This is a genomic window from Paenibacillus sp. HGF5, assembly GCF_000204455.1.
GTDB lineage: Bacteria > Bacillota > Bacilli > Paenibacillales > Paenibacillaceae > Paenibacillus_AQ > Paenibacillus_AQ lautus_A.
Window position 1 is genome coordinate 1 of the sequence record NZ_AEXS01000038.1, and the last position, 25,899, is coordinate 25,899.

Genomic DNA, 25,899 nt, shown 5'->3' on the forward strand with positions numbered 1-25,899 from the left:
CCAGGGACGCTGTGTGCACAGCACCTTTAATTCGATGCCATGACTGCGCAGCCGTTCCTGTTCGCGAAGCTGCAGTTCAGCAAGCAGCTGATCCGCGCGGACAGGCTGTTCCACCAGCTTAAACGCCTTCATCTGCTGCTGCATGCGCCCTGTCATCGCTAACAAATGCTTGGAAGCGTTAGCGATGACATCAAGCTGCTCCAGGGCCGTTTCGTTATCCGGCGACAGCAGCCGTTTCACGTTATCGGTGCTCATGGCGATTTTCCCGACCTCGTTCTTGATGGTATGATTCAGCATCGTTGTACCTGAGCTGACCGCTTGCATCGTGCGATCCAGCGGATCGCGCTCGAATTTCAGGCGAACGCCCAGGACGCCGTACACAAAGGTACAGATGACGGCAACGCCCATCGAATACAGAATAAACAGGGACACGTACCGGAATGAATCGTAACCGGGCCAGATGACATTCCCTACATTTATCAACAGCATCACACCGAGCAAGGTTGGCACCATAATCCAGGTGGTAATCCACATGCTTTTGCGTTTCCGCGGGTTCTTCTCAGAGGATAAGGCTCCAATGAGCAGCGCGCATGCAGCCACATAATAGGGGCCGGTCCATACGAACAGCCATCCGTAATGAATCCGGTAATCTTTCGTAAGGAGCACCTGGACCAGCATCGCGAACACAGGCAGCAGCAGGCCTATTTTGAGATCACGTTTTCTCCTATGGTGCCGGGGTCTGCCGGTATACACCATGCAAAATATCAACACGCCGTAAGGCGTTAGGGTATGGTTGAGGAATTGAATCCACGGCCCGTACGCGGCCGCAATAAAACCGGAAGGCGCAAGCCAGTCCGTCAACCCCCCGATCCCTGCACTCCACAGGAAAAAAGCCGCCCAGCGGTTCACCTCGCTTCGAGGCTGATTGAACAGCAGCACCGCCGCTGCACTCCAAAGCGCGAACACATAATACATCAAGACGCATCGTTCCATTCTCTTCCCGAATATAGTTTCATCCTACCATAGATTGCGCCAGCAGGGGGACCTCCCTCCTTACCCATGCCGAGGAAATAAAGACCACTGATAAATGAAATTGTTTCTTTCTTCAATACCTTCATTTTACATTGCGAAAACATTCAGTTTACATTCAGCCGCGCTTAAGAAAGATATCAGGAACGATTGATAGGATAGATTTCGTAAGCAAACAAGCATACGAAAGACAGAGAGAAACGAGGTGGAAACATGACAACCCCATTAAAATACCGGAACGAGCTGAAGTTTTTCGTGAATCTTCACCAATATCGGATCATCCGCCAACGATTGAAGAATCTGGTGACCTATGATCAGCATGCCGGACCCGCCGGGGAATATCACATTCGAAGCTTGTACTTTGATGATATCAATAATAAAGCCCTATACGAGAAGCTGGCGGGCGTCCGGGATCGGGTGAAATACCGAATCCGTATTTATAACGTAGCCGATGACACGATCCATTTTGAGAAGAAAATCAAATTCCGGGATTACATCGCCAAGCTGAAGGAACCGCTCACAAGGGAGATGACCGATCAGATCATGGCCGGACAATACGACTGTCTCTATCAGCCGGATAAGCCTTTGATGATGGAGCTGTACCACGAGATGAAGCATAAGCTGCTGCGGCCCAAGGTCATTGTCGATTATGTCCGCGAGCCTTACGTCTGCGCTAACGGAAATGTGCGGATTACGTTTGACAAGGAGCTGAGAACCGGCCTGCACTCCACGGAACTGTTCAATCGGAACCTGCTGCCGATCCGGGCGATCGATGAGAATCTGATCATACTCGAGGTCAAATACGACGAGTACATTCCGGATTACATCAAAATCGCGCTGCAGCTGGACGGCCTCAACCGGCAATCGGCATCCAAATATGTAATGTGCCGTAAATTTCTGAAATATAACACATGGGAGGATCAATAGTTCATGAATACCACATCGACATCAAGCAATACGAACACCACCAATTTTTCGGATATCGTCAAAAAATCCGTCATGGAAAATTTCGTATCCGACATCAGCATCGCCAAAATTTTGATCACGCTCGCCGTTGCCTTTGTTATCGGGCTGTTTATTTATCTGCTCTATAAAAGGGTCTTCAGCGGCGTTCTGTATTCCAAGAGCTTTAACGTGTCGCTGATCGGGATGACGATGATCACGGCCGTTGTCATCATTGCCATCAATTCGAATCTCGTGCTCTCGCTCGGTATGGTCGGCGCGCTCTCCATCGTCCGTTTCCGCACGCCCATCAAGGACCCAACCGATCTGATCTTCCTGTTCTGGGCCGCGGTTGCCGGGATCGTAACCGGAGCCGGGTTCTACACGCTGGCTGCCATCGGCTCCGTCGTTGTCGGTCTTATCCTGTTCTTCTTCATTAAGAAAGCGACGGTCGATACCCCTTACCTGCTGGTCGTCCATTGCGATAACGAGCAGGCCGAGCAAGCCGTTCAAGGACAAGTCGGTCAGGCTGTGAAGCGTTACAACCTGAAGCAAAAAACCGTGACGCCGGGCAGCATCGAGATGACGCTGGAAGTACGGCTGCGCGATGCCGAAGGCCAATTCGTGAACAAGCTGTCCCAGCTGCAGGGCGTTCAACATGCGGTTCTGATCAGTTACAGCGGCGATTATGTATCCTAAGTCAGGCGGTGGTCAGAAATGATGAAGAAAAGAACGACAGTCCTGCTGTCCCTTGCGCTGTCCATAATCCTTCTGCTCACAGGCTGCCAATGGACAACACAGGTTGCCGGGACGGCTGGAAGCTCTGAGAACGATGGCCTGCAGGAGCAAGTCGATTCCGCGGTTTTTCCGAAGGACAAGGTCATTGACGTTAAAATCACGATCGACGAAGCGGATTTCCAGGATATGCTGGACAACGCCAGCGCTGAAGAATACAAAGAAGCGTCCGTCAATTACAACGGCATGCAATTTGATCATGTCGGCATTCGCACCAAAGGCAATTTAAGTCTGCGCAGCGTGGTCAATTCCGATTCCGACCGCTACAGCTTCAAGATCTCCTTTGATGAATATCTCAATCAAACCTTGAACGGGATCAGCAAAATCAATCTGAACAACAACTACAGCGACGCCTCGTATATGCGGGAATTCCTGACCTACGAGCTGGCGGAATCCGTCGGTCTGCCGACACCCGGCTTCTCTTACGTCAATGTATACGTTAACGATGAATTGTGGGGGTTCTACCTCGCAATAGAACAGATTGGCGATTCTTATCTGCAGCGTCATTTCGATAATTCGTACGGCGCGTTATACAAAGCCGAGATGACAGGCTCGGGCAGCGATCTCGCTTGGCTCGGCAGCGACCCCGATTCCTACACCGGGCTTGTCATGAAATCCAAGTCCTCCAATGACGATGTATTGATCGACATGCTCGACGAGCTGAATAACGGCACCGATTACGAGAAGGTGCTGGATGTGGATAACGTGCTCAAGTACGTTGCCTTGAACGTCGTTGCCTCCAATATGGACAGTTATCTGGGGATGAACAAACAGAACTACTACCTGTATGAGAACAACGGCATTTTCTCCGTCCTGCCCTGGGATTATAACATGGCGTTCGGAGGGTTTGGGGGCTCCGGCATCTTGATTGACGAGCCCACTCAGGGTGCTTTGGCGGAACGCCCCTTGATTGCCAAGCTGCTCGAGGTTGACGAATATAAGGAACGTTACCATGCCATCCTGTCGGAGATGCTGGAGGGATACATGCAGCAGGATCATTTCGAGGAACGGGTAGCGCAATTGCAGGAATTGATATCCGAGCACGTCAAGCAAGACCCCAGACCGTTCTACTCCTATGAGGAGTACGAGCAATCTCTCCCGACATTGACCTCATTCGCGGAAGGGTCCATGGATAATATCCAGCAGCAGCTGGATGGGACGATCCCTTCCGCCGGCGACGGAAGCGGCAGCGGCGGCGGTATGGGGCCAGGTGGCGGAGGAGGTCTAAGGCCTGACGGCGTGCGACCCGGTGGTAACGGGATGGTACCTGACGGCAGTACGAATTCCAATGATGCCGACCCGGAGAGTTCTACCGGCACCGGGACAAGCACGACACCGGATGGAACAGACGGCAGCGGGACTGACGGGACTGGGATCGTTGTCCCTAACGACGCCCCGGGCGGAGACATCTCTGGCGAAAACACGCCTGCCAACAGCGACGGTGCTACTTCTGCTGCTTCCGGCAACGCGGATGTTACATCGAGCGGCACTGGAGAAGGCTCTGGCGACGCTCCTGACGTGGATGAATCTGTCTCGTCGATTATATTGGCGGTTGGATCAGGCACAAGCAGTTCCGACGAAAGAACAGCGATGGATGCTGCTTCTGCCGTTAATCCAACAAGTCATGCAGAGGAAAGTAACGCAGAGGAAAATTCTACAGATTCAACGCAATCTCCGAACCAGCCCTCTACAGGCGGCAATCAACCGACCATGCCGCAAGCGCAGACTCAGAATGGTCAAGGGCAGATGCCGGATTTCCCTCAAGGACAGATGGGGAACGGGTTCGGCGGTGAGTTTGGCGGTCAAATGCAGGGAGGACGCGGAATGGGCCGGCCTGGCGATTGGTCAAACGAAGCAGCCCAGGAAGCCTTGTACGCAGGAGTTTCCCTCGTACTGCTGCTGCTCTCATGTCTTTTTGTGACTCTATATAAACGAAAAAGATTGTAATCAACAAGCAAGGGACAGTTCCGAAGGCATCAACCTTTGGAACTGTCCCTTTTATATACGCAAATCGTTTATTAGCCGATATCCGTTACATAATCAAGCAGTTACTAAGCAGTTATCCACGTTAAAATAACCGGTGTCGCGATGAGGAGCGCGCCAAGCGCTACGATGGTTCTCGTTGCATTTCCGGACAGTTTGCGCTGCGTCTCCGCCGAACGATACCAGCCGCTGAATTGCAGGCGATTGCGATAGAGGACCAGGAACCAACATACATTTCCCGCAAACAGGAACAGGAAATATAACCCTTCCCAAGGAATCCAGGACTTCAGGATCTGATGCTCCATGCTGCCCAGAACCGCTGTCACGATCATCATCATGATCATCATTCGAATGATTTCCAGAATGGATGAGGCCAATTTGGTCATAAATGCTTCCTCCTTTCATTCATGCCGATACTGGAGATTTTACCATTATACAGCAAATACAAGGACTCCGCATCCATTCCCGTAAACGATCAGGAACTGGGAACTCAATTGGAGTTGAGTTCAGCTTCTTGATCGTGAAACGATTGTTTTCTTACAAAGTATGAATCCAGCTTCCGACTGCCCCATAGGGACAGCAAGATAAAGGCTAGGACACCGAGCAATTTGAAGGGCTCCGCCATAAAATCCGAGAGATTAGCCCCGATGTACGAAACGCAAAACACCATAATGCCCTTGCCCAAGGTTACGGCCATGAGATAGGACATGACGTTCATTCTTGCCAGTCCGGCGGCCACGTTGACAGCGACAAAAGGCCCGACGGGAAGTATGCCCAGCAGAAAAACATAACTGAAGCCGTTGCGCTGAATCCAGCGCATGCCGCGCTGAACCTTCGGTTTTTTCGCCCAGCGTTCGATCAGGGGAGTCCCGGATATTTTCCGCACGAGGAGAAACGTCGTCAAGCATCCCGCCACCATTCCGATCCAGGAGTAAAGGAATCCTGCCCACAGCCCGTACACCGCTGCATTAACGCCAACGATCACGATCGTGGGCATCGGTGGAACAAAGGATTTCAAGAAAGTCAGCAGTATGCCCGGCAGAGGGCCTAGGGCTCGAAACTGGTCAAGAAACCATTCCAGATTGCTCTGTGTAAAATAAGACATGATGTCCAAGTAGCCATTCAATGACTTCACCCATTTCCGCTAAGTATTGCTTGTACTAACCAACTTGCAGCACCTGATGCAGCTGAGCTAGATGGTGATTATCGTGCCAGATGAAATCCCTCATAAATTGCGCCACTTCAAAGGGATGCCCGTCTCCGTCCGCGTACCGCTCCTCATACTTCGTTTCCGGCAGCTCTTCAATGGCCCGAATCAGCTGCTCCCTTGCGGTTATCGTCCGGTCCACCAGCGCTTCCGTCGATAGCGTTTTGGCATATTGCTTTGCCTCCTCATTGAAGACGTCATAATCCAGATGCCGGACGGTCAATGCATCTCCCGTTGAGATTTTGGCGATCGCCTCATTAAAAAAATACTCATCCCATCGCATGATATGGCACACTACATCGCGCACGGTCCATTTCCCATCCGCAATCGGGGAATTCCAATAGCCCTCTTCCAGGTCACCGAACTCCTTCACCTTGCCGATCCATTCCGAATACTCGTTTAACAGCTGCTGTTTGTCATTCATATACATTCTCCTTGTCCATATATGATTTGATATAAGCGTCCAGTCGTTCCTCCGGCCAGCGATACATCTCCAGCAGCTCCCCATAAGGATCGCCCGGTATATGCAGCAGCTTCGCAAAGGCAGGTTCCGTCTTATAACCCGCCCTCTTCAGCTCGATGATAGTTTCCCTTGCAGCTTCGCCGAGCCGCTTCAACAGCTTGTATTCCACTACCATATGACGGTAACCATTCTGCTTCATGGAAGGCACCGGCTGGGCAAAAATCTCGAATTCCCAACCTTTGTACCGAAATCGCGCTACTGCTCGCTCTACGTTCCCCACACCTCGGAAAGAGTATGTGAAATCCGAAACAAGTCGGTCGTATGACGCCCTGAGTTCTCGCTCGAACAGGTCAAACTCCGTCACATGACATATGATATCGAGATCGCTTGAAGCGATGTCAATCCCGATCGGGATCGTGCCCACCAGTATAGGGCTGCAGGATTTCAAATGCTCCCATAGTTCTAGTTCATCTATAACCAAAGCTGCCTGCTGCTGCTTGGCTGTACCTTGACGTAAATACTCCAGGTTTAAAAAATCCAACTCTTCTTGCATCGCTGTTTCCCACCTGCCCTACTCCGCTGAGCTTTCAGGTTGACGCTCGGTCCAGGTCGTCCGAACATAGCCCAGCTTCATGCCGACGGTTTCCATGTCGCGATGGCTCTGGGATAAGAAGGCACATTGACCGACAACCAGATTGCATCCCTCCCGCTTCGCGTCCCGTATTCTTCTGCGAAGCAGCTCCTGATGCAGCCCCCGTCTACGGTATTCCGGCAGCGTAGCGGCAAATGTAAGCGAAGCCGTGGAATGGTTTATATGCATGACACCGGCCGCAGCCGGCTGCTCATCCACATAAGCCATATAGAACCTCCAGCCCGGTCTTGCATGCAATACGCGATTGTTCAATGCTACGGAAGGGATCCCTTGCACCGGCAGTCCTGTTCCCAGGCAATGAACTTTAGCATAATCTTCAAACTCGTCTTTGTCTATTGTTTTGATCACAATTCCGTGATCCGACATGTCCACCAGTTCTTGCGGGTTCATATACATGGAATTATGAAAGGCGGATTGGAAGAATCCGCGATCGGCAAGCGCCGAGAGAAATGCCTGATTCACCATGGCGGGCACGATCTCGAACTGGAATTTGCGGTCCCGCGAATGATAGAAGTCGATGATTGCGTCCAGATCCTTCAGATTCTCCGAACGGAGTCCTTTGACCGTGTTAAAAGAAAGCCAGGGCATCGTTTTGCTGTACAAGCACAGCGCTTGGCCGAAACGAACCATCTCAATCCCTTCGGGATTTCCGGTCCGGCCTTCGATGGCTTGCATTCGATCATACATATACTCCGTTTCTGAACGCTGAATGCGATGGATTAGCTCCTCGGATGGAAGATGCAGCATGGTTACCTCCTATGCTTTATGTATTCAATTTTCAAGATCCTTGATAAATAGAGCCCGAAGATCGTGTACGGATGCTTCGGGCTCTAGGCTTGCTGTGTATGGTTTATTTCGCGCTGCCCGGCAGATCGCAAGATCCGTCGGCACACATGCCGTCGTTGCTGTCGGACTCGTTCACCATGACTAGGGGATTCGCTTCACGATAGGCTTTGTCCAGTGCATCCGTGAAAACTTCCAGCGGTTGTGCGCCGGACACGGCATATTTGCCTCCCAGCACGAAGAACGGCACTCCCCGAATTCCAAGATTCGTCGCTGCGGCTTCATCTGCCCGTACCTCGGATTGGAAAGCATCGCTTTCAAGCACCGCCGTAGCCTGCTCCCGCTCCAGTCCGACCTCCGCCGCCAGATCGGCGAGCAGGTTCTTATCTTCCAGATTCTCGGCATCCGTGAAATAGGCGCGGAACAGCCGCTCCGTCATGTCTTTCATTTTACCATGCTGCGCAGCAAAATGAACCAGTCGGTGAGCATCAAATGAATTGGCCGGTATCACGCGATCCATGTGGTAGGTAAGTCCAACACTGGCCGCTTGTTGAGTCACGTTGGCATTAGCTGCCTTGGCCTGCTCTATGCTCATGCCGTATTTCGCCGCCAATAACTCGTCCATGGAAACCCCGGGCTTATACGACGCATTCGGATCAAGCTCAAAGCTGCGATATACCACTTCAACCTGATCCTTATGAGGGAACTGCTCCAATGCCGATTCGAACCGGCGCTTTCCAATATAACAGAACGGACACATAAAATCCGACCAAATTTCAACTTTCATTTCATTCGCCTCCTAGCGAGCAGGAATACTAACTTACTAATTGTAACCCGCTTTCGCCCTGATATCAACACTACATATGAAAACGGCAATACTGCACGGTAATCCCTGATATGAGCTCACGGTACACAGCCTTCAGCGATGCTTCCTGCTATCTTGTATCCTGGCCTGAATCCAGTCCATCACAACCGCACAGCCAAGCTTCCCCTCCAAGGAGCCGTTCATCACCAAATCCGCATGCCAACGGGTAGGCTCGACATATTGATCATGCCTGTATCGCACAAGCTGCAAATATTCCTGTATCACGCTTTCCTCGCGATGACCCTTCTCCATGAACCGCCGGTTTCTTCGAAGCATTCTTTCATCCGCGGGACAGTCGACGAACAGCTTCAGATCCAGGGAGTTTCGAAGATCCTCGAATTGATACAGAAGAAACCCTTCAATGACGATGACATCATGGTCACCGCAACGGGCGGCTTGTTCTATCTCATCGGTCAGACGCTGGATGTTGACGGCGTCCGGATGGTTAAAATCCTCAAAGATTGTATTCGTAAAGGGCGCTTTAGACATAGGTCTGACGGACTTATAATATTTGTCCATATGAAAGAGCGCCACCCGATACTCGACAAGCTTCTCCTTGAGTTGGAGGCTTAGCGTCGTTTTGCCGCTGCCCGTCCCCCCGCCTATTCCGATCCTTATAGCACGGCCATGATTCATGTTTTCGTTCTTCCTCCGCATTTGGTTCCACTGTGTAGACTTCAATCGTTTATTGCATTACCAGATAGGCCTGGTTTGTTAAACCTATCCTTATCTGATAGCTATATTAAAAAACAGACAGCGTGCCGCCGCCTGTCATTTGTACTTTTTCCAATCCATCTCGCTGTGTTCCAGCAGATATTCAAAATCGTTATCGCGACGCTTCTGTTCCGCCTTGCGTGCAGCTTCCCGTTCCTGCCGCTCCTTCTCCAGCCGCTCGGCTTCAGAGGCCTTTAAGGAATCGGTTGTCGCCTTCAGCTTTGCCAAAACTTGAGGGTCCAGCATATCTTTTAGCGTTGCGGGTTTATCGGCAGTTTCCGTTCGCGGCGCCGGGGCCGTTCGTTTCTTTTTTGCCATAAATACTCACCTCGATTTCAATCCATTATACCATCTTAAATGTCGTCTGACATCCGTATCTATTGAGGAGGATTTACGAAAAAGGAGAGCCTCTCGGCTCTCCTTCTCGTTATGTATACTTACTTAAGGGCGATCGATGGGACTTGAACCCACGAATGCCGGAGCCACAATCCGGTGCGTTAACCCCTTCGCCACGACCGCCATGACAATGGACATGTCATCATGCCCGAGATCATAATATATCAGATATTCAGCCGTTTGGCAAATTGTAATTTCTTACATCGCCCCTTGATTTCAACGACGAGTAAATACTATACTTACTTGAACTCCGTCGTCTGACCAAGAGTCCACATACGCTGCTACATGATGATTTCAGCATAGGGGGTAAGACATCCATGATCTATCATATCGATTACGTCTCAGAGGGATTGCATGTGAAAGGATATCTGGGTCTGCCGCCGCAATTGTCCCCTAATCGCAGCCAGAAAATGTCCGAAGCGGTCGACGCCATTCCCGGCGTTACGATAACCGGCACGCTTGCATGCTCCTTGAATAAGGAGCCTGTTCCGGAAGGAGCCTCCGGCTCGATCGAATCTAAGCTTCCGCTGGTCCTGTATTGCCGCGGAGGCATAGGCCGGATCGGCGCGGTCAGGTTGAAGTGGGTCGAAGAATTCGCGGCGCAAGGCTATGCCGTGTTTGCTCCGGCCTATCGCGGAAACGAAGGCAGCGAGGGCAGGGATGAGTTTGGAGGCGCCGATACGATGGATGTGATCACAGCCTTGGAATGGTTATCCCGCATTCCATGGATAGACAACAGCCGTATGCATCTGCTGGGCTTCTCCCGCGGGGCGATCAATGCTGCCGTGGCAGCCGCCCGGTCATCTCATGTATCCAAAATGATTCTATGGAGCGGCGTTTCCGACCTGGCGCAGACCTACGAGGAACGGATCGATCTGCGCAGAATGATGAAACGCGTCATTGGCGGTACGCCGACCAAGTTTCCAGAACGATACCTTCTTCGATCCCCGATTTACTATGCGGATCGAATCCGATGTCCTGTCCTGATTGTGCATGGTACGCGGGACGAGCAGGTCCTGGTTGAACACAGCTTCCGGATGCTGGACAAGCTTCAAGAACTGGGACACCAGCCAGAAGCCCACCTGTACGAAGGGCTGGGACATCATTTCCCGCCGCCGCAGCATGCCGCGGCGATCAACCGGATGTTCGACTGGTTGAAGCGAAGTTAAGGCGTAATTAATCTAAAGCTCATGATGATCGGTATCTACACCCCTATTCCAGCCTAGCAGCCGTATCGATCCAGTATTTGCAATTCCCGTCCGCAATAGAACTGAGTTCACCATGGTTCCATTCTATGATGCGACGGGAAGCCAGATTGGTTTCATCGCAGGTTAGAAGGACCCGGCTTATGTTCTTTTCACAGGCTTTCTTAACGAGCCCCGCCAGCATCTGTTTGCCATATCCTTTCCCCCGCTCCGACGGCCTGATGACATACCCGATATGCCCCCCTGACTCCAACAGCTTCTCATTCAAGCGGTGTCTGAGCTTGCCGTAACCTACAGGCTTGCCGGTATGATACAGCCAATAAATCGTCTGGGGAACATACTCATCCGGCAGATTGATGCTTCGTGCCATTTCGTAATTGCGACGGACCTTGGAGGAGAACTCCTCCATGCTGCTGCTATTTAAGCCGTTAACAAAGCCGTTCTCGCCGGTACCAATCTCCTGGACCATAAGCAGAAGACTCTCATCCTCCTTCTCCAGCAGCTCCCTTAATGCTAACGTCAAGGCTATCCCTCCACTTGAAAAATCGAATCCACAATGACAGGCAGCTGGTCCCGCAAGGATACCGCGCCGAATACGGATCTGGCGTGGATCCCTTGATCCCCGAACACCTCAAGCATCAAGTCCGAGAAACCATTCAACACCATATGATGCTCTTCGTAATCGGTTGTTGCGTTAATGAAGCCCTGAACCTTAACCACCCGCTTCACTTTATCAAGCGATCCCAGGCCTTCCTTCAATACGGCCAAGACTTCGATTCCGGTCAACCGGGCATATTCGTATCCCTGCTCCGTTGTGTAATGCTCGCCCAATTTGCCCCTTGGCTGCCCGGATGGTCCCTTGCCGGAAACATACATCAACCCGTTCACGATGACGTAGTTGGCATACTTGGCTGCCGGCAATCCGGCTTCTGGCAAGCTGATGCCCAGTTGCTGTAAACGTTCCTCCGCACAAACGGTCATTTGATCACTCCTAAAGGAAAATCATTCAAATTAAATTTCAATTATTGTATCACGGAATAACCGTTTTACAAGCAAAAAAAGACCAACCCCATTCATCGGGATTGGTCTTGGGTGTAACCTGTCTGCTCTTAGATCCGGAACGAATACGAAGCATAACGCTCCGCATTGTCAATCGCCTGCCACACGTCCGTCGTTTCTGCTCCCGGATACCAATAGGCATACCCGGCAATTCGGTATTTGGCGGCCATGAGATGTTTCCATGACAGGGAGCGGGAATCCTCGGTCCATATGCGATGCTGGATGCCTCTGCTGCTATAAGCTGCTTCATATTGCGCCACGCTGGCATTCCAAGTTAAGGAAGCCTGGGTCAGACGGATGCGATGTCCCTGTTCAATCAAACCGATATCCGACGAGGACACCGATGAAGCAATCTGCCAATCCCTCGTATAAAGCGGATACGCAATGATGCTCTTCTTAGCCGGCACTTGGGTCAGCAGCTTGCTCAGCGCGGATTCGCTCCATGGCAGAGAGGATACGGAGCCCGCTTTCGGCGAACCGCCCCAGTGCTGGTCATAACTCATGAGCACCATATAGTCCACTTGACTGCCAAGCGCCTGATAATCGAAGGCAGCCGTCCAATCCGTATTCAGATCAGGTGAAACATCAATGGATAACTTGGCTCCAAGCCGTTTCATTTCCGTGGATAACTGCGTGATGAAGGCCGTCAGATTCTGCCTGTCCTCAGGCATGACGTTCTCAAAATCGATATTGATCCCATCCAATCGGTAGCGGGATACGCTCGCAGCGATGCTGTCTACGACAGACTTCCGGGACTGCGGACTGCTTAGAACCTGGTGGGTTCCTTCCGCATTCGCGCGGTTGCCCACCATAGCCCACACCTGCCGGCCATTGTTACGAGCCCAATTCAGCAGCTCGATGTCGGTGCTGTCCGAAAGCTTCCCGTTAGACTCCATGTAATACCACCGCGGCACCAGCACATTCAACCCGGCCCGTTTGGCATAGGAGATATATTGCTTGGTCGAGCCATTGTACAACCAGCCCATATGAATATTCGCGGCCGGCTGGCTGTCGATCATGGATTTCACGTTTCCCGATTGAAGGACCCTGTCCAGCAGCATCGCCGTTTCTTCCCGGGTGATCGGGTCCAGCGGTCTGAATTGGCCTTGGCTTCCTTGCAGCCAGCCTGTATTCGTCGCTTGGCCGACCGCACGCCAAGCCCATGCCGCGATCGATTCCGAATCCGTATAGTAGCCGGCGGTATATCCGTTATCGTATCCACTATCCTTCATGGCACGAATAACGATGACCGCGGCTTCCTGTCTTGTTATCGAAGCATTCGGAAAGAACTTGTAGCCGTTCCCCTCCACGATGGATAAGTTAAGGCCTGCATGAACCCAGCCGTAGTACCAAGCTGAACGGGATACGTCCTGAAAGGCGGGCAGATCGTTCGGAACAGGCTCCATGTTCAGCATTCTGGCAACCATAGCGATAAATTCGGCCCGCGTAACCGGATTTCGCGGCAAAAAAGCTCCTGTGCCATCCCCGCTTACGATGCCTCGCTTGGCCAGACGGTAAATCGCGTCTTTTGCAAAGCTGGACGAAATATCGTGAAAAGCGGTTGGGCTAGGAGCTTGAGTTGCTGATGCCTGAAGGGGGCTTATAAATGCTGTAAAAGACAAAAGGAAACAAAGTGACAGGATATATTTCTTCAAAGGGACGCCTCGATTCTATCATCTGATATTCTCAGCATATCAGATGATGATAGAATCAGGCATTATGCATTTCTTGGTAATGTGGGCATCAGTCAAGGATTTAACAAGTTAAAACGACCGCGCCTATACCTTCGACCACAAGGGAATCCCGGCTCAATCCCTTCACATGCTCTTCGCCAAACAGAACCTTCCAATCGCCCAGCTCGGGTATCGTCAGGGAAGACGGTTTGCGTCCGGCATAATAGATCACATAAATATGCTCTGCCGGGTCGCCGCCCGCATGATCGCGAAGCGTGAAAGCAACGGCATGCTCCGGGCACGGCTCGAAATGAAGATGCTTGCGGATCGACGCTGCATCCCTCATTCTGAACCCCGGATGATTCCTGCGCAGCTGAACGAGCCGCTGGATGTACTTCACCCCGTCCTGGTGTTCCGATGCCATTCCCCAATCAAGCCGGTTCACCTCATCGCTGGCATTGTAGCTGTTCTCTACACCGTTCTTGGAGCGATAATACTCTTGGCCGGCGTGCAGGAAAGGAATGCCTTGGCTGGTAAGAATCATGGCCGATGACAGCCGGTGCATATCGCGGCGAACGGCATCCGACTCCCCATCCGTAGACAGCATGATTTTATCCCAAAGGGTATGGTTATCGTGACACTCCACATAATTCACGCACTGATCCGGCTCGGAAGCAAATGCCTTGATATCTTGGGAATACGGAATGCCGCCCACGATGCCTTGCTTCACCTTGTTTTGATATCCGACGCCGCCGCTCACAAAGCCTTTATAATCAAAATAAAAGATATCCCCTTTAACTGCATCACGGAAACCATCGTTAAAGTGCGCGATTCGCGGCATCAAGGCCGCTTGCTGCTGATTCGCCCGTTTCTTCTCGTCCAGCTCGGTTTTCATGACCCAGCCTTCGCCGATCGTCATGATGGAAGGATCGATTTCGTCCAGGCGCGCACGGATTTCATTCATCGTCTGCACATCCAGCAATCCCATCAGGTCAAAGCGGAAACCGTCCACCCGATACTCCTTCACCCAATGCAGGACGGATTCCACAATGAACTTCCGCATCATCGGACGCTCGGATGCCGTGTCATTGCCGCACCCGGATCCGTTGGAGAATTTGCCGTCTTTCGTGTAGCGGAGATAATATCCCGGCACCAGCTTCGTAAAGTTGACCAAATACCCGTCATAAACATGGTTATACACCACGTCCATGATGACCCGCAGGCCTTGTTCATGGAAGGTCTGAATCAGCTCCTTCAATTCACGGATCCGAACCTCCGGCACATACGGATCGGTAGCATACGAGCCTTCAGGAGCATTATAGTTCTTCGGGTCGTACCCCCAGTTGTACTGAGGCTCATGCAGCCTGGTCTCATCCACGCTTTCCGTTGCAAAATCATAAATCGGCAGCAGTTCCACGTGCGTGGCCCCCAGCTCAACGATATGATCAAGTCCTGTACGAATCCCTCCCGGCCCCCGGGTACCCGTCTCCGTCAGACCTTTAAACTTGCCCTTAAGCTCCACTCCGCTGTCCGGATGAATGGTGTAATCACGAACATGCAGTTCATAGATAACGGCATCCAGCGGGCTTTGGAACGGCGGTTTCTCGTCTGTCCAACGCTCGGGGTCGGTTTGGGCCATATCCACGATGTAAGCCCGATCTCCATTGACGCCTACGGCAGCCGCGTAGGGATCGACTGCTTCATTCCATTGATCCCCGATTAGCACCTGGTAGGTGTAGAACATCCCATGAAGATTCTCTTCTATTTTCAGCAGCCAGGTTCCCTTCACGTCGCGCGACATCGGGAAACGCCGTGCTTCTGACGTCTGCCAATCCGGGTACAGCAGCACGTAGGCCTCGCTAGCCGTGGGTGCCCACAGGCGAAACTTGGACTCTTGGGCTTGGTAGGTTAACCCCAGGTCGGTTCCGTCATAATAAAATAGCTTGTCAAATTCCTTATCAAAAACGGAGACGCCCCCGGTTACCGCGGGATCTCCGTAGTGAATAACAGCGTTGCTTTCTTTTTGTACCGACAAGATGTTCACTCCTCATTTAGGCTTCCGGTCAAGTTGCAGTCCTTCCACTTCTTCTTTTGTAATGGCACGGTTTCCATATCGGGCTTCCTCGTACAGCTCGATCAAGGACTGCGGAACACGATCCTTCCGTCCGTCCCATTCCTTAAGATCGTGTTCGGTCTCCCGCGGTGTAAGTGACGCTTTCCAATTATAGCCTTCCCTGATGCTTCGGGAAAGTATCAAACGATACATTTGTCGGATTTTCTCATTCAGCTGTTCCGGGCCTTCTCCTTCCCGATGCCTTCCGCCGATACGCACGCCGGACAACAGCCGTCGCAGCCGCTTGGATGCCGGGTCATGCTCTATATTCTCCACTTCGTCCTCATAGCCCAGTTGGGGCTGGACGTTCTGCCTGTTCATCATCCTGTTCATCCATGCGGAGAATTTTCTGTAGAGACTCGGCAGCACTTTACCAAACCGGAACAGAACGTATAGCATACCGATCCCGATAACGGTGAACACGCCATAAATCAGCACTTGCTCCAGGACTTTCATCCACTGGCTAGGCGGCTTGGTTTCTTCATCGAGAAACGGCATCTCGGGAGGAGGCTCCGACATTGAAGGCGGCTCCGGCGCTTGCTCTGCACCTGAACTGAACCACCCGGAGATCCAGGCAGCGATCCCCCTCGCCATGTCGGAGACCCACTGCTGCAGCTGCGGAAGAAAAGCGACCAGCGCAATAAGGACCAGCAAAATGATGATAAACCAGCGATTGTAGCGCAGCACGCGCCGTTCCAGCACGGGCTGGTCATTGCCCGGCAGCGTTTCGTCCAGCACGTATTGCCGGTTGACGATCAGCAGGGTCAATCCTAACGCAGCCGCTCCCATCCAGGTCAGAGACGATATTCCGCCGCGGAAGGAGTCCATGAAACTGAGAAAAAAGCTGCTGACCCCGTACAGAATCAACCCGATCAGGAAGTATGTTCCCGGGAACATCAAATTCCAGTTCACCTGCTCCATTCGGCTTCCGCGAATACTGGCAATAAACAACAGCGGGATAACGTAAGCAAGGGTGATATCAACCCCTACAAAGGCAACGGATACAGCAACGGAAACCAGGCAAGCCCATACGAACGCTTTGAACTGACGATCCATGTTGAACCAATGTGCACCTGCGTAGCCCATGACGTACCCGCCTAAGACCAGGGCGGGCCATATCCATCGGTACGATTCAGGCAGCAGATAGAATGCCGGAATGAAGAGCACCGGGAAATACAGTACGCACTCCACCAATCCCTGCCAAAAAGCCCTTATAAATCCGGAGCCTCGACGGGTCATGCGGACACCTCCTTCGCGGAAGACGGCACGTCGCGAAGAAGGAATACCTGGATCGTGTGCCCGTTATCCCGGAATCGCTGAAACATCTCTTCCAGCCTGGGACTGACGTAAGTGCTCAGAATGAGGATATCTTTAGCTTCTTCATGCCGCGACAGCTCGTGGGCCAAATAATCATGAAAAGAAAGCCGGCGGGTCAGCTCCAGTCTGGCCAGCATTTCGAATATCAGCTCCTGCTGCATCATGCCGCCTGCGACCGGAACAAATGCTTCATCGTTTGAATCCTCGCCAAGGGTTCCATTGGTCCCCATTCCGATCTCCATGCCCTGTGACAATAAATGCGCCGTAATGCCGGCTGCCAGGCGGATGCCATACTCAATGGCCTCCGGACGCGTTGCCTTGCTCCACATCTGCTCATGATCTTCAATATTCAAATAGATGAAGAGCCGGCTGTCCGCGGTCGTATCCCGCCTGTGAACCTGCAGGGTTCCCGTCCGTGCAGTCGCTTTCCATTGGATATCCTTCAGCGGATCACCGTCCCGATATTCGCGGACGCCCGATATCAGGAACGGATCCTCCATGATCCATCTGCGGACCAGCATCTCCCCCATCCAGGTCTGAACCGGCAGCTCCATGTCCGACGCATCCATCGGCATCGGATACACGATAATTCCGCCGGGCAGGGTCTTGCTCTGGACAACCGACTCCATGCCGACCAGATCCCCTGTCGTCATCGATACCGTTCCCAGCTTGTACAAACCTCTTCGTTTCGCGGTAATTCGATGTCTTCGAAGGATCTTGGTCCAAGGCAGCAGACTGAAGAAGCTCTTATGGTTCTGATTGAATTGCCCCTCGCTGATGTCCAGGTTCAATTGATTATCGAACGCCAGGCCCGAGCGGAACTGGGATTCTACCCGAAGCCAGGGCACCGGCAGCGCTTTACGGTTCTCGATGATTTCGATCAATTCCACGGAATCTCCCTCATAGCAGGTCGATACCTTGAAGGAACGGCTGTAGTTCAGCTTTTGGAGTGCCGTCCGTTTGAAAATCTTGCCCTGCACGACTACAACCACAGCAGCGATCAACAATATCCAGTAGGCTCCCATCGCCATCGCCCCCTACGACGAGATGCCTTCTTCTGTCGGTACGGCAACCTGCTGCAGCAATCGTTCGATCACTTCTTCTGACGCAGTCGCGCCGCCGCGGTTGTGGAGCGTCCCCCGCAGCTTCAAGCGGTGAGCCCACGTCGGCACGGCGAGCTCCTTCACGTCATCAGGCGTAACAAACTCTCTCCCGTTCAGGACGGCCTGTACCTGCACCGCTTTCAATAATGCCTGGCAGCCCCTCGGGCTTACGCCGGAGGCGACGGCTTCATCCCGTCTCGAATGCTCGGAAAGTTCGACGATATAAGCCAACATCTCATCGCTGACATGTACTTTGCTGACGATATGCCTGGCTTGTACGATGCTGTCGGACGCTGCGATGGCCGTCAGGGATTCCAGCGGCTGTTCGTCTTTGAATCGCTTCAAAATATTCACGCTTTCCTCCGAGGTAGGATACCCCATGTTCAATTTGAATAAAAATCGGTCCAGCTGTGCCTCCGGCAGCGGAAACGTTCCTTGCTGCTCCAACGGGTTCTGCGTAGCGATGACCAGAAACGGTTCTTTCAGTTGATGGGTTACTCCGTCGATGCTGATCTGGCGCTCCTCCATGCACTCGAGCAGACTGGACTGCGTACGAGGCGTCGCTCTGTTGATTTCATCGGCGAGCAGGATATTGGTGAACAGCGGACCGGGACGGAATTCAAACGTCGCGGATTGTTGATTATAGAAATAAATGCCGCTCAGATCGGACGGCAGCAAATCCGGCGTAAACTGTACCCGCTTAAACGTGCAATCAATCGACCTGGAGATGGATTTGGCCAACAGCGTCTTCCCGGTTCCCGGAACATCTTCCAGCAGTACATGACCCGATGTGACCATGGCAATAAACAATCTGTCAATCAGCTGCTCCTTGCCTACCATAACTTTGGAAACGTTTGCCCGAATGTCGTCGGCAAGACGGCGGACGCCATGATAATCTGTAATGATTGTAACCACCCCTTATGTAGTTTTACTTAACAACAAAGTTCGTCACGACCTCCCATAATTCCTGTTATTCGGGACAAAATAAGACCGATTGGCCAAGTTTGGCCAAGCCTTCACTGACCAGGGCGCGTCTCTTCCAAAAACGCCAAGAAGCCGTCCAATGACGGCTCCCGGGAATTCACCTTCACTGATGATACCCATGCCGTGTTGTATTAGCCGGTAAGTTGAAGCCTATTTTACTCTGCCGGCCTGTTCTCCTCTGCGGTGGAATTCGAGCCGCTTTCCGGAATCAACAGTTTAGCCAGCTCCGATTCCGCCTGCTCGCGGCTGTCGATCCGGATGTCGATATAATGCTTAACCTCAGGCCCCTTTGCATAAAACGGTTCCAGAGAGGCAGCCCATTTCTTATAGTCCGGGTGCCCGCGGAAGCCGATCAGGTGATCCTTAATGCCGCTCCAGCGGACAAGGAATATATATTCATCCCGGTTCTCCACGCACTTGTGAAGTTCATGGCCTACATACCCCTTTTTGGATAGCAATACGCCGGAAGCCTCCCGAAATGCACTTTCGAATTCGCTTGCCAGCCCAGGTTTAATATAAAGAATGGCAGATTCCAATATCATAACGTTCCCCCTCTTTCGCATCGATCCGATCAACGGTAAGGCAGTGCTTCAGATTTCGCAGCACCAGGCTATGAAAACAAGTAGGTGCAGTCCAAGTATATGCTGGTATAATGAGAAGAATGAATATACGAATGAGGATGAGACTAACATGGCATTCGGCATCTCGAAGCAGGAATTACAGCAATGGAAACAGAAAGTCGCCAATGGCGATATCGCGTTTTTAACCCATTATTGGTACGATAAGCGGTTTCCGGAGTTTCATACCGTAACCAAAGTAGGCTGCTCGGATATTCAGCGCCTGAAGGACTGGTGCATATCCAATGGATTAAATCCGCAGTATATCCATCACCGCCAGCCATATCCGCATTTTGACCTGATCGGTCCCAAGCAAACGGAATTGCTGCAAAAATATAAACTCGAAGATCATATCACGAGATTCGGTCTGTCATAACGTCTAGTCCCTCGACTTGAATTAAGTTGACAATCCGCTCATAGTACCGGAAAACCCGCCTTGATCCACGGTATCGCCCTTACATCCCGTGCCCGATCAGGCGGGTTCTTTAGTCATCATGTCATGGCTGGACCATGCGAATGTTCCAGCCTGACTCCTAACATTATGTTACGGCTTGGCTTGACATCTTCTTCAGCGTTTTATGGATCCAGATCGCAGCCGTTGCGCCTTCCCCCATGGCAACGGTGGTTAATTCGGAATGGACGCCCAGGTCGCCTGCAGCCCACAGCAGTTCGACGCTCGTCATTTTGGATCGGGGATCGGTCTTCACATGCCGATTGTGCTCCAATTCCGCCCCCAACTGCTCGGCCAATTCGGAAAAGATCATGTTCCCGCCAAAGGATATGAAACCGCGCTCCGCGCGGATGATGCTGCCGTCTTCCAGCACAACAGCCGATAGGATGCCTCCTTCCTCCTGAATTTCGGTTACTCTTTTCTCTATATACGGAATCCCAAGATTCGCTAACTGCGTCATGTTCTCGGACGAAGCCGGCTGTCCTTCATGATTGACATAGATGATTTCCTTCGCCCGCTCGGATAACAAAATGGCCATACTGGCACCGGGATCGCCCGATCCCAGCACAACGGTTTTTCGATCCTGAATTTCATATCCGTCGCAATCGGGACATACAAAAACGGAGGTGCCCAGCGTAGACATCAGGCCCGGCAGCTTGGGAAAGCGGTCCATCAAGCCTGTTGCAAGCAGCATGCTTTTTGCCCTGTACCTGGTTCCGTCTTTACCGGTTAACACAAAACACTTCGCTTCATCCCGTTCGGCCTTCCGTATATCATCGGCTGCAAACGTAACGCCCACGGCCTCCGCCTGCTTCCGCCCTCGCTGTCTGAGTTCTTCACCGGACACCCCTTCCGGCCATCCTAGTATGTTGCGGTAGCTCTTGCAGATGGTGGAACGCCCCGTTCCCCGGTCGATGACCAGTACATCGTAGGCCGAATACCGTCCCAGTTGTATAGCTGCCTGCAGACCTGCAATTCCGCCGCCAACAATAATGCAATCTTTCACGTCTCTGTCCATCATGTAGGTTTATCCACTCATTTCTGTATCGAATTAAGAGCTGAAAACTCTTGTGATCAACGCATGCTTCCCGAATAGAGATACACCCTAATATTTAACCAATCCGATGCGATTTACTCCTGATCAATCAAATAACCCCCGGCACACCGTGCCGAGGGCTATTCAATAAGGCCTTCACAGGAGAAACTGTCCTGCTAATGCGCCAATGATGACAACAAGCCATGGGGGACTCTTCCAGAACATCAGCATCCCGAACAGTCCCGCGCCGATCACAAATTCAAGCGGGCCGTGGATGGAGGAAGTCCATATGGGATGGTACAAAGCGGCCAGCAGAATTCCGACCACAGCCGCGTTCATGCCTGTCAGCATGCCCTGCAGCTTCGGGTTTCTTCTGATACCGTTCCAGAATGGCATGGCTCCTACAATGAGCAGAAATCCGGGCAAAAAGATGGCAAGCGTGGCAACGATGCCTCCGGGTATTCCCTGAATCAGGACCCCAAGATAAGCGGCAAATGTAAACAACGGGCCAGGTACCGCTTGTGTCGCCCCGTAACCGGTTAGAAAATCCTCTTTAGACATCCATCCGTTCAGTACCGTCTCGCTCTCCAGCAGCGGAAGAACGACATGCCCTCCGCCGAATACAAGCGATCCGGCACGGTAGAAGCTGTCCACAATGGCTACCCATCCATTATCGGTGATCCCTTTAAGGAGCGGGAGACCTACCAACAGAACGACAAACGCTCCCAGGCAAAAGAGTCCGGCTCTCCGTCCGATCGGCATTTTCATCACGGGTGTTGCCTCTTCGTTTGCTTGACGCTTGAATAGCCACAGTCCCGACAGGCCGGCGAGAGCGATCACCGCCACTTGAGTCACGGGACTCTGCCACAGCAGCACGACTGCCATGGCGATTAACGCTACAGCCGCCCGGACAGGGCCTGAGGCCAGCTTTCCTGCCATTCCGAGTACCGCTTGCGCTACGATGGCTACGGCGACGATTTTAAGCCCCTGAATCCAACCTGCCGAGCCGGGATCGAAGGTTTGCATGAGATAGGCAAAAATCATAAGCATGAGCACGGACGGCAGCGTGAAGCCGAGCCAGGCGACAAGTCCGCCCCAGAGTCCGGCTCTCATAACCCCTACGCCAATGCCTACCTGGCTGCTGGCAGGTCCGGGAAGGAACTGGGCCAAAGCCACCAGATCCGCATAGCTTTTCTCATCCAGCCATTGTTTCCGCCGTACATAGGTCTGGTGGAAATATCCGAGATGGGCAATCGGCCCGCCAAATGAAGTAAGTCCCAGCTGCAGAGCAGTCCACCAGGTTTCGCCGAGCGCACGCCACCTTCCAGACGGTTGGCTGTTGCCAACTTGAGACTGTGTTTGCTCTTTATCTGTCTGTAGATTCAAGATACCATCGCTCCCCGTTTGCTTGGTGTAATGTAATAGAACTCTTAACCCGTTCAGTCTTAAGTATACAGATCATCTTTATCAAATTTCAGAGTATACCATATTCTCATGATCAATCTACCCATTTATGTAAACGTAATGTAAAATTTTCAGAACCTTTGAGTGCTATCGTTCGAAAGTCCGCACATTCATTAAAAAAGAGCGACCCAACTGGAGTATCTCCATGGATCGCTCTTCATATTGTTCTTATAGCAAGATGTATCACCGGATGCTGACTTCTGCAGCTTTAAGCCTCCGTCTTCGTTTCGTCCGGAACGGACAGATAACCTGGCTTCGCTGCCCCAAAACCAAAGATGAACAACACCACGACAACAGCGGACAGCACCGTCAGAGGCACCTTCCATCCTCCCGTTGCGTCATGCAGGAACCCGATCAGCATCGGACCGACGGCAGCCAGCAAATAACCCAGTGACTGGGCCATACCCGATAACGCGGCGGCTTCGTGGGCCGTTTTGGTACGAAGGGTGAAGAACATCAGGGACAAACTGAAATTCGCCCCACCCGAAATACCTACCAGCATCACCCATAGGAGATTCAACGAAGACATGCCGGATAACAAACCGGCATAACCGATCAGCATGGACAATGCAGAGATCGTTACCAATACACGCTGGTTCGGATTCCGGCCGGCCAGGACAGGAATGATGAAGGAAAATGGCAGGCTGACAAATTGGAGAATCGAGAGCATCCATCCTGCGGCGCTGTAATCCATGCCTTGGCTTCTCAGAATCTCGGGCAGCCATGAGATGTTCACGTAGAACGTAAACGATTGAAGCCCCATAAATAAAGTAATATACCAAGCAAGCGGCGACTTCAGCACGCTCTGCTGCTTCGAAGCAGCAGAACTGACCTCAGCGGTTTTTCCGGAACTGCGGCGCTGGATCAGCCATACGATCATCGCCAATATGGACAAGGATCCCCAAATTAACAGGGAGCCCTGCCAACCAAGCCCGGCTTGGGTAGCCAGCGGAATGCTGACCCCCGAGGCAATCGCGGCGAGCAGGTTCATCGAGGCAGAGTAGGTGCCTGTCATCAAACCGATATGGCGCGGGAAGTCCCGCTTGACCAGACTCGGGAGCAGCACGTTCCCTACGGCTATGGCCATACCTAGAAAGGCGGTACCTATCAACAGCGTGTAGGGAGACGATATCGAGCGTATGCCGATGCCGAAAGTCAGCACGACCATACTCAGCAGAAGGGTTGTCTCCAGTCCCCACTTTTTTGGCCATGGCCGGCGCCATCGGCGACAGTAAAGCAAAGGCTAATAGTGGCAGCGTTGTCAGCATGCCTGCCAATGTGTTCGAAATTCCCGTATCCTCTCGAATAATTCCGATCAGCGGACCTACCGAAGTGATCGCCGCCCTGAGGTTAATGGCAATAAGGATAATGCCTGCAAAGATCAACCATGTGCGCCCTGTGGAATTGGTGTTTGGATCTATCGATGTTCTTGATGTCATGACATGGACTCCTTACTTTTCATCCGATATGTAAAAATAAACTTATCCGAGTTTATCACAAACCCGGACTTTAGGCCATAGCCCCGGGAGGTCAACACCCTGGCGGCAATGTCATGTAATAACGCATGGACGCACCGAAGAGCCCTACACAACCGGGCTCCAGGCATACACGGATAATTTTTGGACATCGCGAATCAATTCATTATACCGGTTCAGGATATCCTCGGTTGCAGCATGGCGGAACTGCTCAAAGATCCCCATGCACCGCAGCATCCCGTTATCGCTTTTGATTCTGATCGAATACTCGAGACTGTCCAGGATATAGGATAAACCGTGATCATACTGTTTGGCATTCAAATAGTATATCCCTAACTCGGCGAGAAGGCGGGTGTAACGGTTTATTGTGACCTGATCGCTTATCTTTCCAAGCTCATTTTGCTGCGATCTATAATGCAAATGCTCTTTAAAACGGTCCAAAATCGGATCAACATGAAGTTGATAACGATTGGCTGCGACCATGATATTGCATAGAGCAAGAAAGATCTCATTTTCTCTCGATTCAACGTAATCTACATACTGATGTAGGGCACCTGGTTGTCCGCTCATTAAACTAAACATATAGCGATTTGCTTCAGCCCATTCTTTGAATTGATTCATAATGAGGGATTCTTCATTACTGGCGTTAGTTATCCAGTCTGGTTTTTCATACAATGATACGTAGTAGAATGCATTATCGTAATCCCCACGCTCTTGATATAAATATGCCTGAATTAAATATGAATACAAAATATAAAAAATAAGGGGCTTCCTTGGATTTCCACTTCCCTCGAACCAGCTCCTATTTTGCTGATAATGAATTCTGGCATGATGTTCCATTCTTTTGGCAAGAGCTTCGATTTTATCCATACGCTGCAAAGATATATTCAGATTAATAAGCTTAACATACGCATCCAACTGATACATTTCATCCAACCTATCAATATAAGGCTCGAAATATACGGCAGCTTGTAAATTTTCCTCTTGGTTCTCACCTAACCTGATTAAGAATAATCGATATTGGCAAAGTGCTAACCGTTCGGAATACTGCAATTTTTCGCATTCGGCTACGCATTCGTATAATAACGCAGCCGCTTTATGCTTTTCCTCGATGAACAATTCTTCCGCCATTTCGAAAAGCATTGGTACGTAATTGATATTTTCCAACGTCATTCGTGCAGTTCTATGCAAACAGTCCAATTTATCCAGTTCAGCACATCGCTTAAGAAAAGGCCTCAGTCTCCGCCAATCCGGAGTGGTGTGGAAAATACTTTCCGTTATGTAAAGATTGTAGAAGTGCCCCTCTTCCAGACCCATACCTTCGGTAATCCGGTCTAACTGGTGCATGGACATGGGACGATTACCATTCAAGATATTACTAAGTGTTCCGCTGTTGATGCCGGATATCCTCGCAAATTGGTTAATCGTCATACGATGATTCTGCAAATATCTTACTATTTCTCCGCGAATCGTGGCTGTCGTCTCCAAGTAACCACACCCCCAGATGGAAAACCAAATATTAGTTTTGTAATTAATTAATTTCATGCTATTATTTTACATTCTTTAGGTCAAT

General features: G+C 51.5%; 26 protein-coding genes and 1 tRNA gene. 5 read left to right on the forward strand and 22 right to left on the reverse strand.

Annotated features, from left to right (window positions below):
* A partial coding sequence (locus tag HMPREF9412_RS06610; RefSeq protein ID WP_009590670.1) for a histidine kinase N-terminal 7TM domain-containing protein occupies positions 1 to 975 on the reverse strand: 975 nt, incomplete at its 3' end.
* A 267-nt stretch (positions 976 to 1,242) separates the two neighbouring features.
* Between HMPREF9412_RS06610 and HMPREF9412_RS06615 the strand changes: the two genes are divergently transcribed.
* From HMPREF9412_RS06615 to HMPREF9412_RS06625, 3 genes are read left to right on the forward strand one after another with little or no spacing between them, the layout of a single operon-like run.
* Positions 1,243 to 1,956 (forward strand): polyphosphate polymerase domain-containing protein, encoded by a 714-nt coding sequence (locus tag HMPREF9412_RS06615; protein ID WP_009590686.1) that lies wholly within the window; start codon positions 1,243 to 1,245, stop codon positions 1,954 to 1,956.
* A 3-nt stretch (positions 1,957 to 1,959) separates the two neighbouring features.
* On the forward strand, positions 1,960 to 2,670 hold the full coding sequence (locus tag HMPREF9412_RS06620; protein WP_009590663.1) for a DUF4956 domain-containing protein: 711 nt from the start codon (positions 1,960 to 1,962) through the stop codon (positions 2,668 to 2,670).
* 18 nt (positions 2,671 to 2,688) lie between these two features.
* Positions 2,689 to 4,713: a CotH kinase family protein gene (locus HMPREF9412_RS06625; protein ID WP_009590636.1), complete on the forward strand. Its 2,025-nt coding sequence runs from the start codon at positions 2,689 to 2,691 to the stop codon at positions 4,711 to 4,713.
* Positions 4,714 to 4,817: 104 nt separating this feature from the next.
* Here HMPREF9412_RS06625 and HMPREF9412_RS06630 read toward each other — a convergent pair whose 3' ends face one another.
* The 9 genes from HMPREF9412_RS06630 to HMPREF9412_RS06670 all read right to left on the reverse strand — a co-directional run bounded on the left by HMPREF9412_RS06630 (position 4,818) and on the right by HMPREF9412_RS06670 (position 9,952).
* Positions 4,818 to 5,135 carry a hypothetical protein gene (locus HMPREF9412_RS06630; RefSeq protein WP_009590644.1) on the reverse strand — a complete coding sequence of 106 codons (318 nt, stop codon included), beginning with the start codon at positions 5,133 to 5,135 and terminating at the stop codon, positions 4,818 to 4,820.
* A 104-nt stretch (positions 5,136 to 5,239) separates the two neighbouring features.
* On the reverse strand, positions 5,240 to 5,884 hold the full coding sequence (locus tag HMPREF9412_RS06635) for a TVP38/TMEM64 family protein (RefSeq protein WP_083829912.1): 645 nt from the start codon (positions 5,882 to 5,884) through the stop codon (positions 5,240 to 5,242).
* A 25-nt stretch (positions 5,885 to 5,909) separates the two neighbouring features.
* Entirely contained in the window at positions 5,910 to 6,380 is a 471-nt protein-coding gene (locus HMPREF9412_RS06640; protein ID WP_009590689.1) for a DinB family protein, read from the reverse strand.
* Entirely contained in the window at positions 6,373 to 6,972 is a 600-nt protein-coding gene (locus HMPREF9412_RS06645) for a DUF4269 domain-containing protein (protein ID WP_009590680.1), read from the reverse strand. The genes HMPREF9412_RS06640 and HMPREF9412_RS06645 overlap by 8 nt, the downstream gene beginning before the upstream one ends.
* An 18-nt stretch (positions 6,973 to 6,990) precedes the next feature.
* Positions 6,991 to 7,818, reverse strand: coding sequence for a GNAT family N-acetyltransferase (locus HMPREF9412_RS06650; protein WP_009590723.1), 828 nt, complete (start codon positions 7,816 to 7,818; stop codon positions 6,991 to 6,993).
* Positions 7,819 to 7,921: 103 nt separating this feature from the next.
* The gene (locus HMPREF9412_RS06655; RefSeq protein ID WP_009590684.1) at positions 7,922 to 8,641 is read right to left on the reverse strand and encodes a DsbA family oxidoreductase; all 720 of its coding nucleotides are present in this window, start codon (positions 8,639 to 8,641) and stop codon (positions 7,922 to 7,924) included.
* Between the two features lie 132 nt (positions 8,642 to 8,773).
* The gene (locus HMPREF9412_RS06660; protein ID WP_009590685.1) at positions 8,774 to 9,355 is read right to left on the reverse strand and encodes an AAA family ATPase; all 582 of its coding nucleotides are present in this window, start codon (positions 9,353 to 9,355) and stop codon (positions 8,774 to 8,776) included.
* A gap of 135 nt (positions 9,356 to 9,490) precedes the next feature.
* Entirely contained in the window at positions 9,491 to 9,751 is a 261-nt protein-coding gene (locus HMPREF9412_RS06665) for a YqkE family protein (protein WP_009590668.1), read from the reverse strand.
* A gap of 128 nt (positions 9,752 to 9,879) precedes the next feature.
* A tRNA-His gene (locus tag HMPREF9412_RS06670) sits at positions 9,880 to 9,952 on the reverse strand.
* Between the two features lie 194 nt (positions 9,953 to 10,146).
* On the opposite strand from HMPREF9412_RS06670, the gene HMPREF9412_RS06675 reads away from it, so the two are divergent.
* Positions 10,147 to 10,998 carry an alpha/beta hydrolase family protein gene (locus HMPREF9412_RS06675; RefSeq protein WP_009590677.1) on the forward strand — a complete coding sequence of 284 codons (852 nt, stop codon included), beginning with the start codon at positions 10,147 to 10,149 and terminating at the stop codon, positions 10,996 to 10,998.
* A gap of 43 nt (positions 10,999 to 11,041) precedes the next feature.
* On the opposite strand, the gene HMPREF9412_RS06680 is transcribed toward HMPREF9412_RS06675, so the two are convergent.
* The 8 genes from HMPREF9412_RS06680 to HMPREF9412_RS06715 all read right to left on the reverse strand — a co-directional run bounded on the left by HMPREF9412_RS06680 (position 11,042) and on the right by HMPREF9412_RS06715 (position 19,825).
* Positions 11,042 to 11,557, reverse strand: coding sequence for a GNAT family N-acetyltransferase (locus HMPREF9412_RS06680; protein ID WP_009590718.1), 516 nt, complete (start codon positions 11,555 to 11,557; stop codon positions 11,042 to 11,044).
* A gap of 2 nt (positions 11,558 to 11,559) precedes the next feature.
* Positions 11,560 to 12,015: a RidA family protein gene (locus tag HMPREF9412_RS06685; protein WP_009590671.1), complete on the reverse strand. Its 456-nt coding sequence runs from the start codon at positions 12,013 to 12,015 to the stop codon at positions 11,560 to 11,562.
* A 128-nt stretch (positions 12,016 to 12,143) separates the two neighbouring features.
* Positions 12,144 to 13,748 (reverse strand): S-layer homology domain-containing protein, encoded by a 1,605-nt coding sequence (locus HMPREF9412_RS06690; protein ID WP_009590666.1) that lies wholly within the window; start codon positions 13,746 to 13,748, stop codon positions 12,144 to 12,146.
* A gap of 100 nt (positions 13,749 to 13,848) precedes the next feature.
* Positions 13,849 to 15,801: a type I pullulanase gene (gene pulA / locus HMPREF9412_RS06695; protein WP_009590624.1), complete on the reverse strand. Its 1,953-nt coding sequence runs from the start codon at positions 15,799 to 15,801 to the stop codon at positions 13,849 to 13,851.
* Positions 15,802 to 15,813: 12 nt separating this feature from the next.
* Positions 15,814 to 17,118 (reverse strand): DUF4129 domain-containing protein, encoded by a 1,305-nt coding sequence (locus tag HMPREF9412_RS06700; RefSeq protein WP_009590639.1) that lies wholly within the window; start codon positions 17,116 to 17,118, stop codon positions 15,814 to 15,816.
* The gene (locus tag HMPREF9412_RS06705) at positions 17,115 to 18,221 is read right to left on the reverse strand and encodes a DUF58 domain-containing protein (RefSeq protein WP_009590621.1); all 1,107 of its coding nucleotides are present in this window, start codon (positions 18,219 to 18,221) and stop codon (positions 17,115 to 17,117) included. Before HMPREF9412_RS06705 ends, HMPREF9412_RS06700 begins: the two co-directional genes overlap by 4 nt.
* Before the next feature lie 12 nt (positions 18,222 to 18,233).
* Positions 18,234 to 19,214, reverse strand: a complete 981-nt coding sequence (locus tag HMPREF9412_RS06710; protein ID WP_009590729.1) for an AAA family ATPase — start codon at positions 19,212 to 19,214, stop codon at positions 18,234 to 18,236.
* A gap of 224 nt (positions 19,215 to 19,438) precedes the next feature.
* A complete protein-coding gene (locus HMPREF9412_RS06715; RefSeq protein ID WP_009590632.1) occupies positions 19,439 to 19,825 on the reverse strand; it encodes an antibiotic biosynthesis monooxygenase family protein in 387 nt (128 codons plus the stop codon).
* A gap of 148 nt (positions 19,826 to 19,973) precedes the next feature.
* Here HMPREF9412_RS06715 and HMPREF9412_RS06720 point away from each other — a divergent pair, with 148 nt between their 5' ends.
* Positions 19,974 to 20,276, forward strand: coding sequence for a hypothetical protein (locus HMPREF9412_RS06720; RefSeq protein ID WP_009590635.1), 303 nt, complete (start codon positions 19,974 to 19,976; stop codon positions 20,274 to 20,276).
* Positions 20,277 to 20,439: 163 nt separating this feature from the next.
* Here HMPREF9412_RS06720 and HMPREF9412_RS06725 read toward each other — a convergent pair whose 3' ends face one another.
* The 4 genes from HMPREF9412_RS06725 to HMPREF9412_RS06740 form a co-directional block, all read right to left on the reverse strand.
* Positions 20,440 to 21,372: an NAD(P)/FAD-dependent oxidoreductase gene (locus tag HMPREF9412_RS06725; protein ID WP_009590648.1), complete on the reverse strand. Its 933-nt coding sequence runs from the start codon at positions 21,370 to 21,372 to the stop codon at positions 20,440 to 20,442.
* A 171-nt stretch (positions 21,373 to 21,543) separates the two neighbouring features.
* The gene (locus tag HMPREF9412_RS06730; protein WP_009590732.1) at positions 21,544 to 22,773 is read right to left on the reverse strand and encodes a chromate transporter; all 1,230 of its coding nucleotides are present in this window, start codon (positions 22,771 to 22,773) and stop codon (positions 21,544 to 21,546) included.
* Positions 22,774 to 23,059: 286 nt separating this feature from the next.
* Complete coding sequence (locus HMPREF9412_RS06735; protein ID WP_254664012.1) at positions 23,060 to 24,013, reverse strand: CynX/NimT family MFS transporter; 954 nt, start codon at positions 24,011 to 24,013, stop codon at positions 23,060 to 23,062.
* A gap of 421 nt (positions 24,014 to 24,434) precedes the next feature.
* A complete protein-coding gene (locus HMPREF9412_RS06740; RefSeq protein ID WP_009590726.1) occupies positions 24,435 to 25,814 on the reverse strand; it encodes a helix-turn-helix domain-containing protein in 1,380 nt (459 codons plus the stop codon).
* Positions 25,815 to 25,899: the final 85 nt, after the last annotated feature.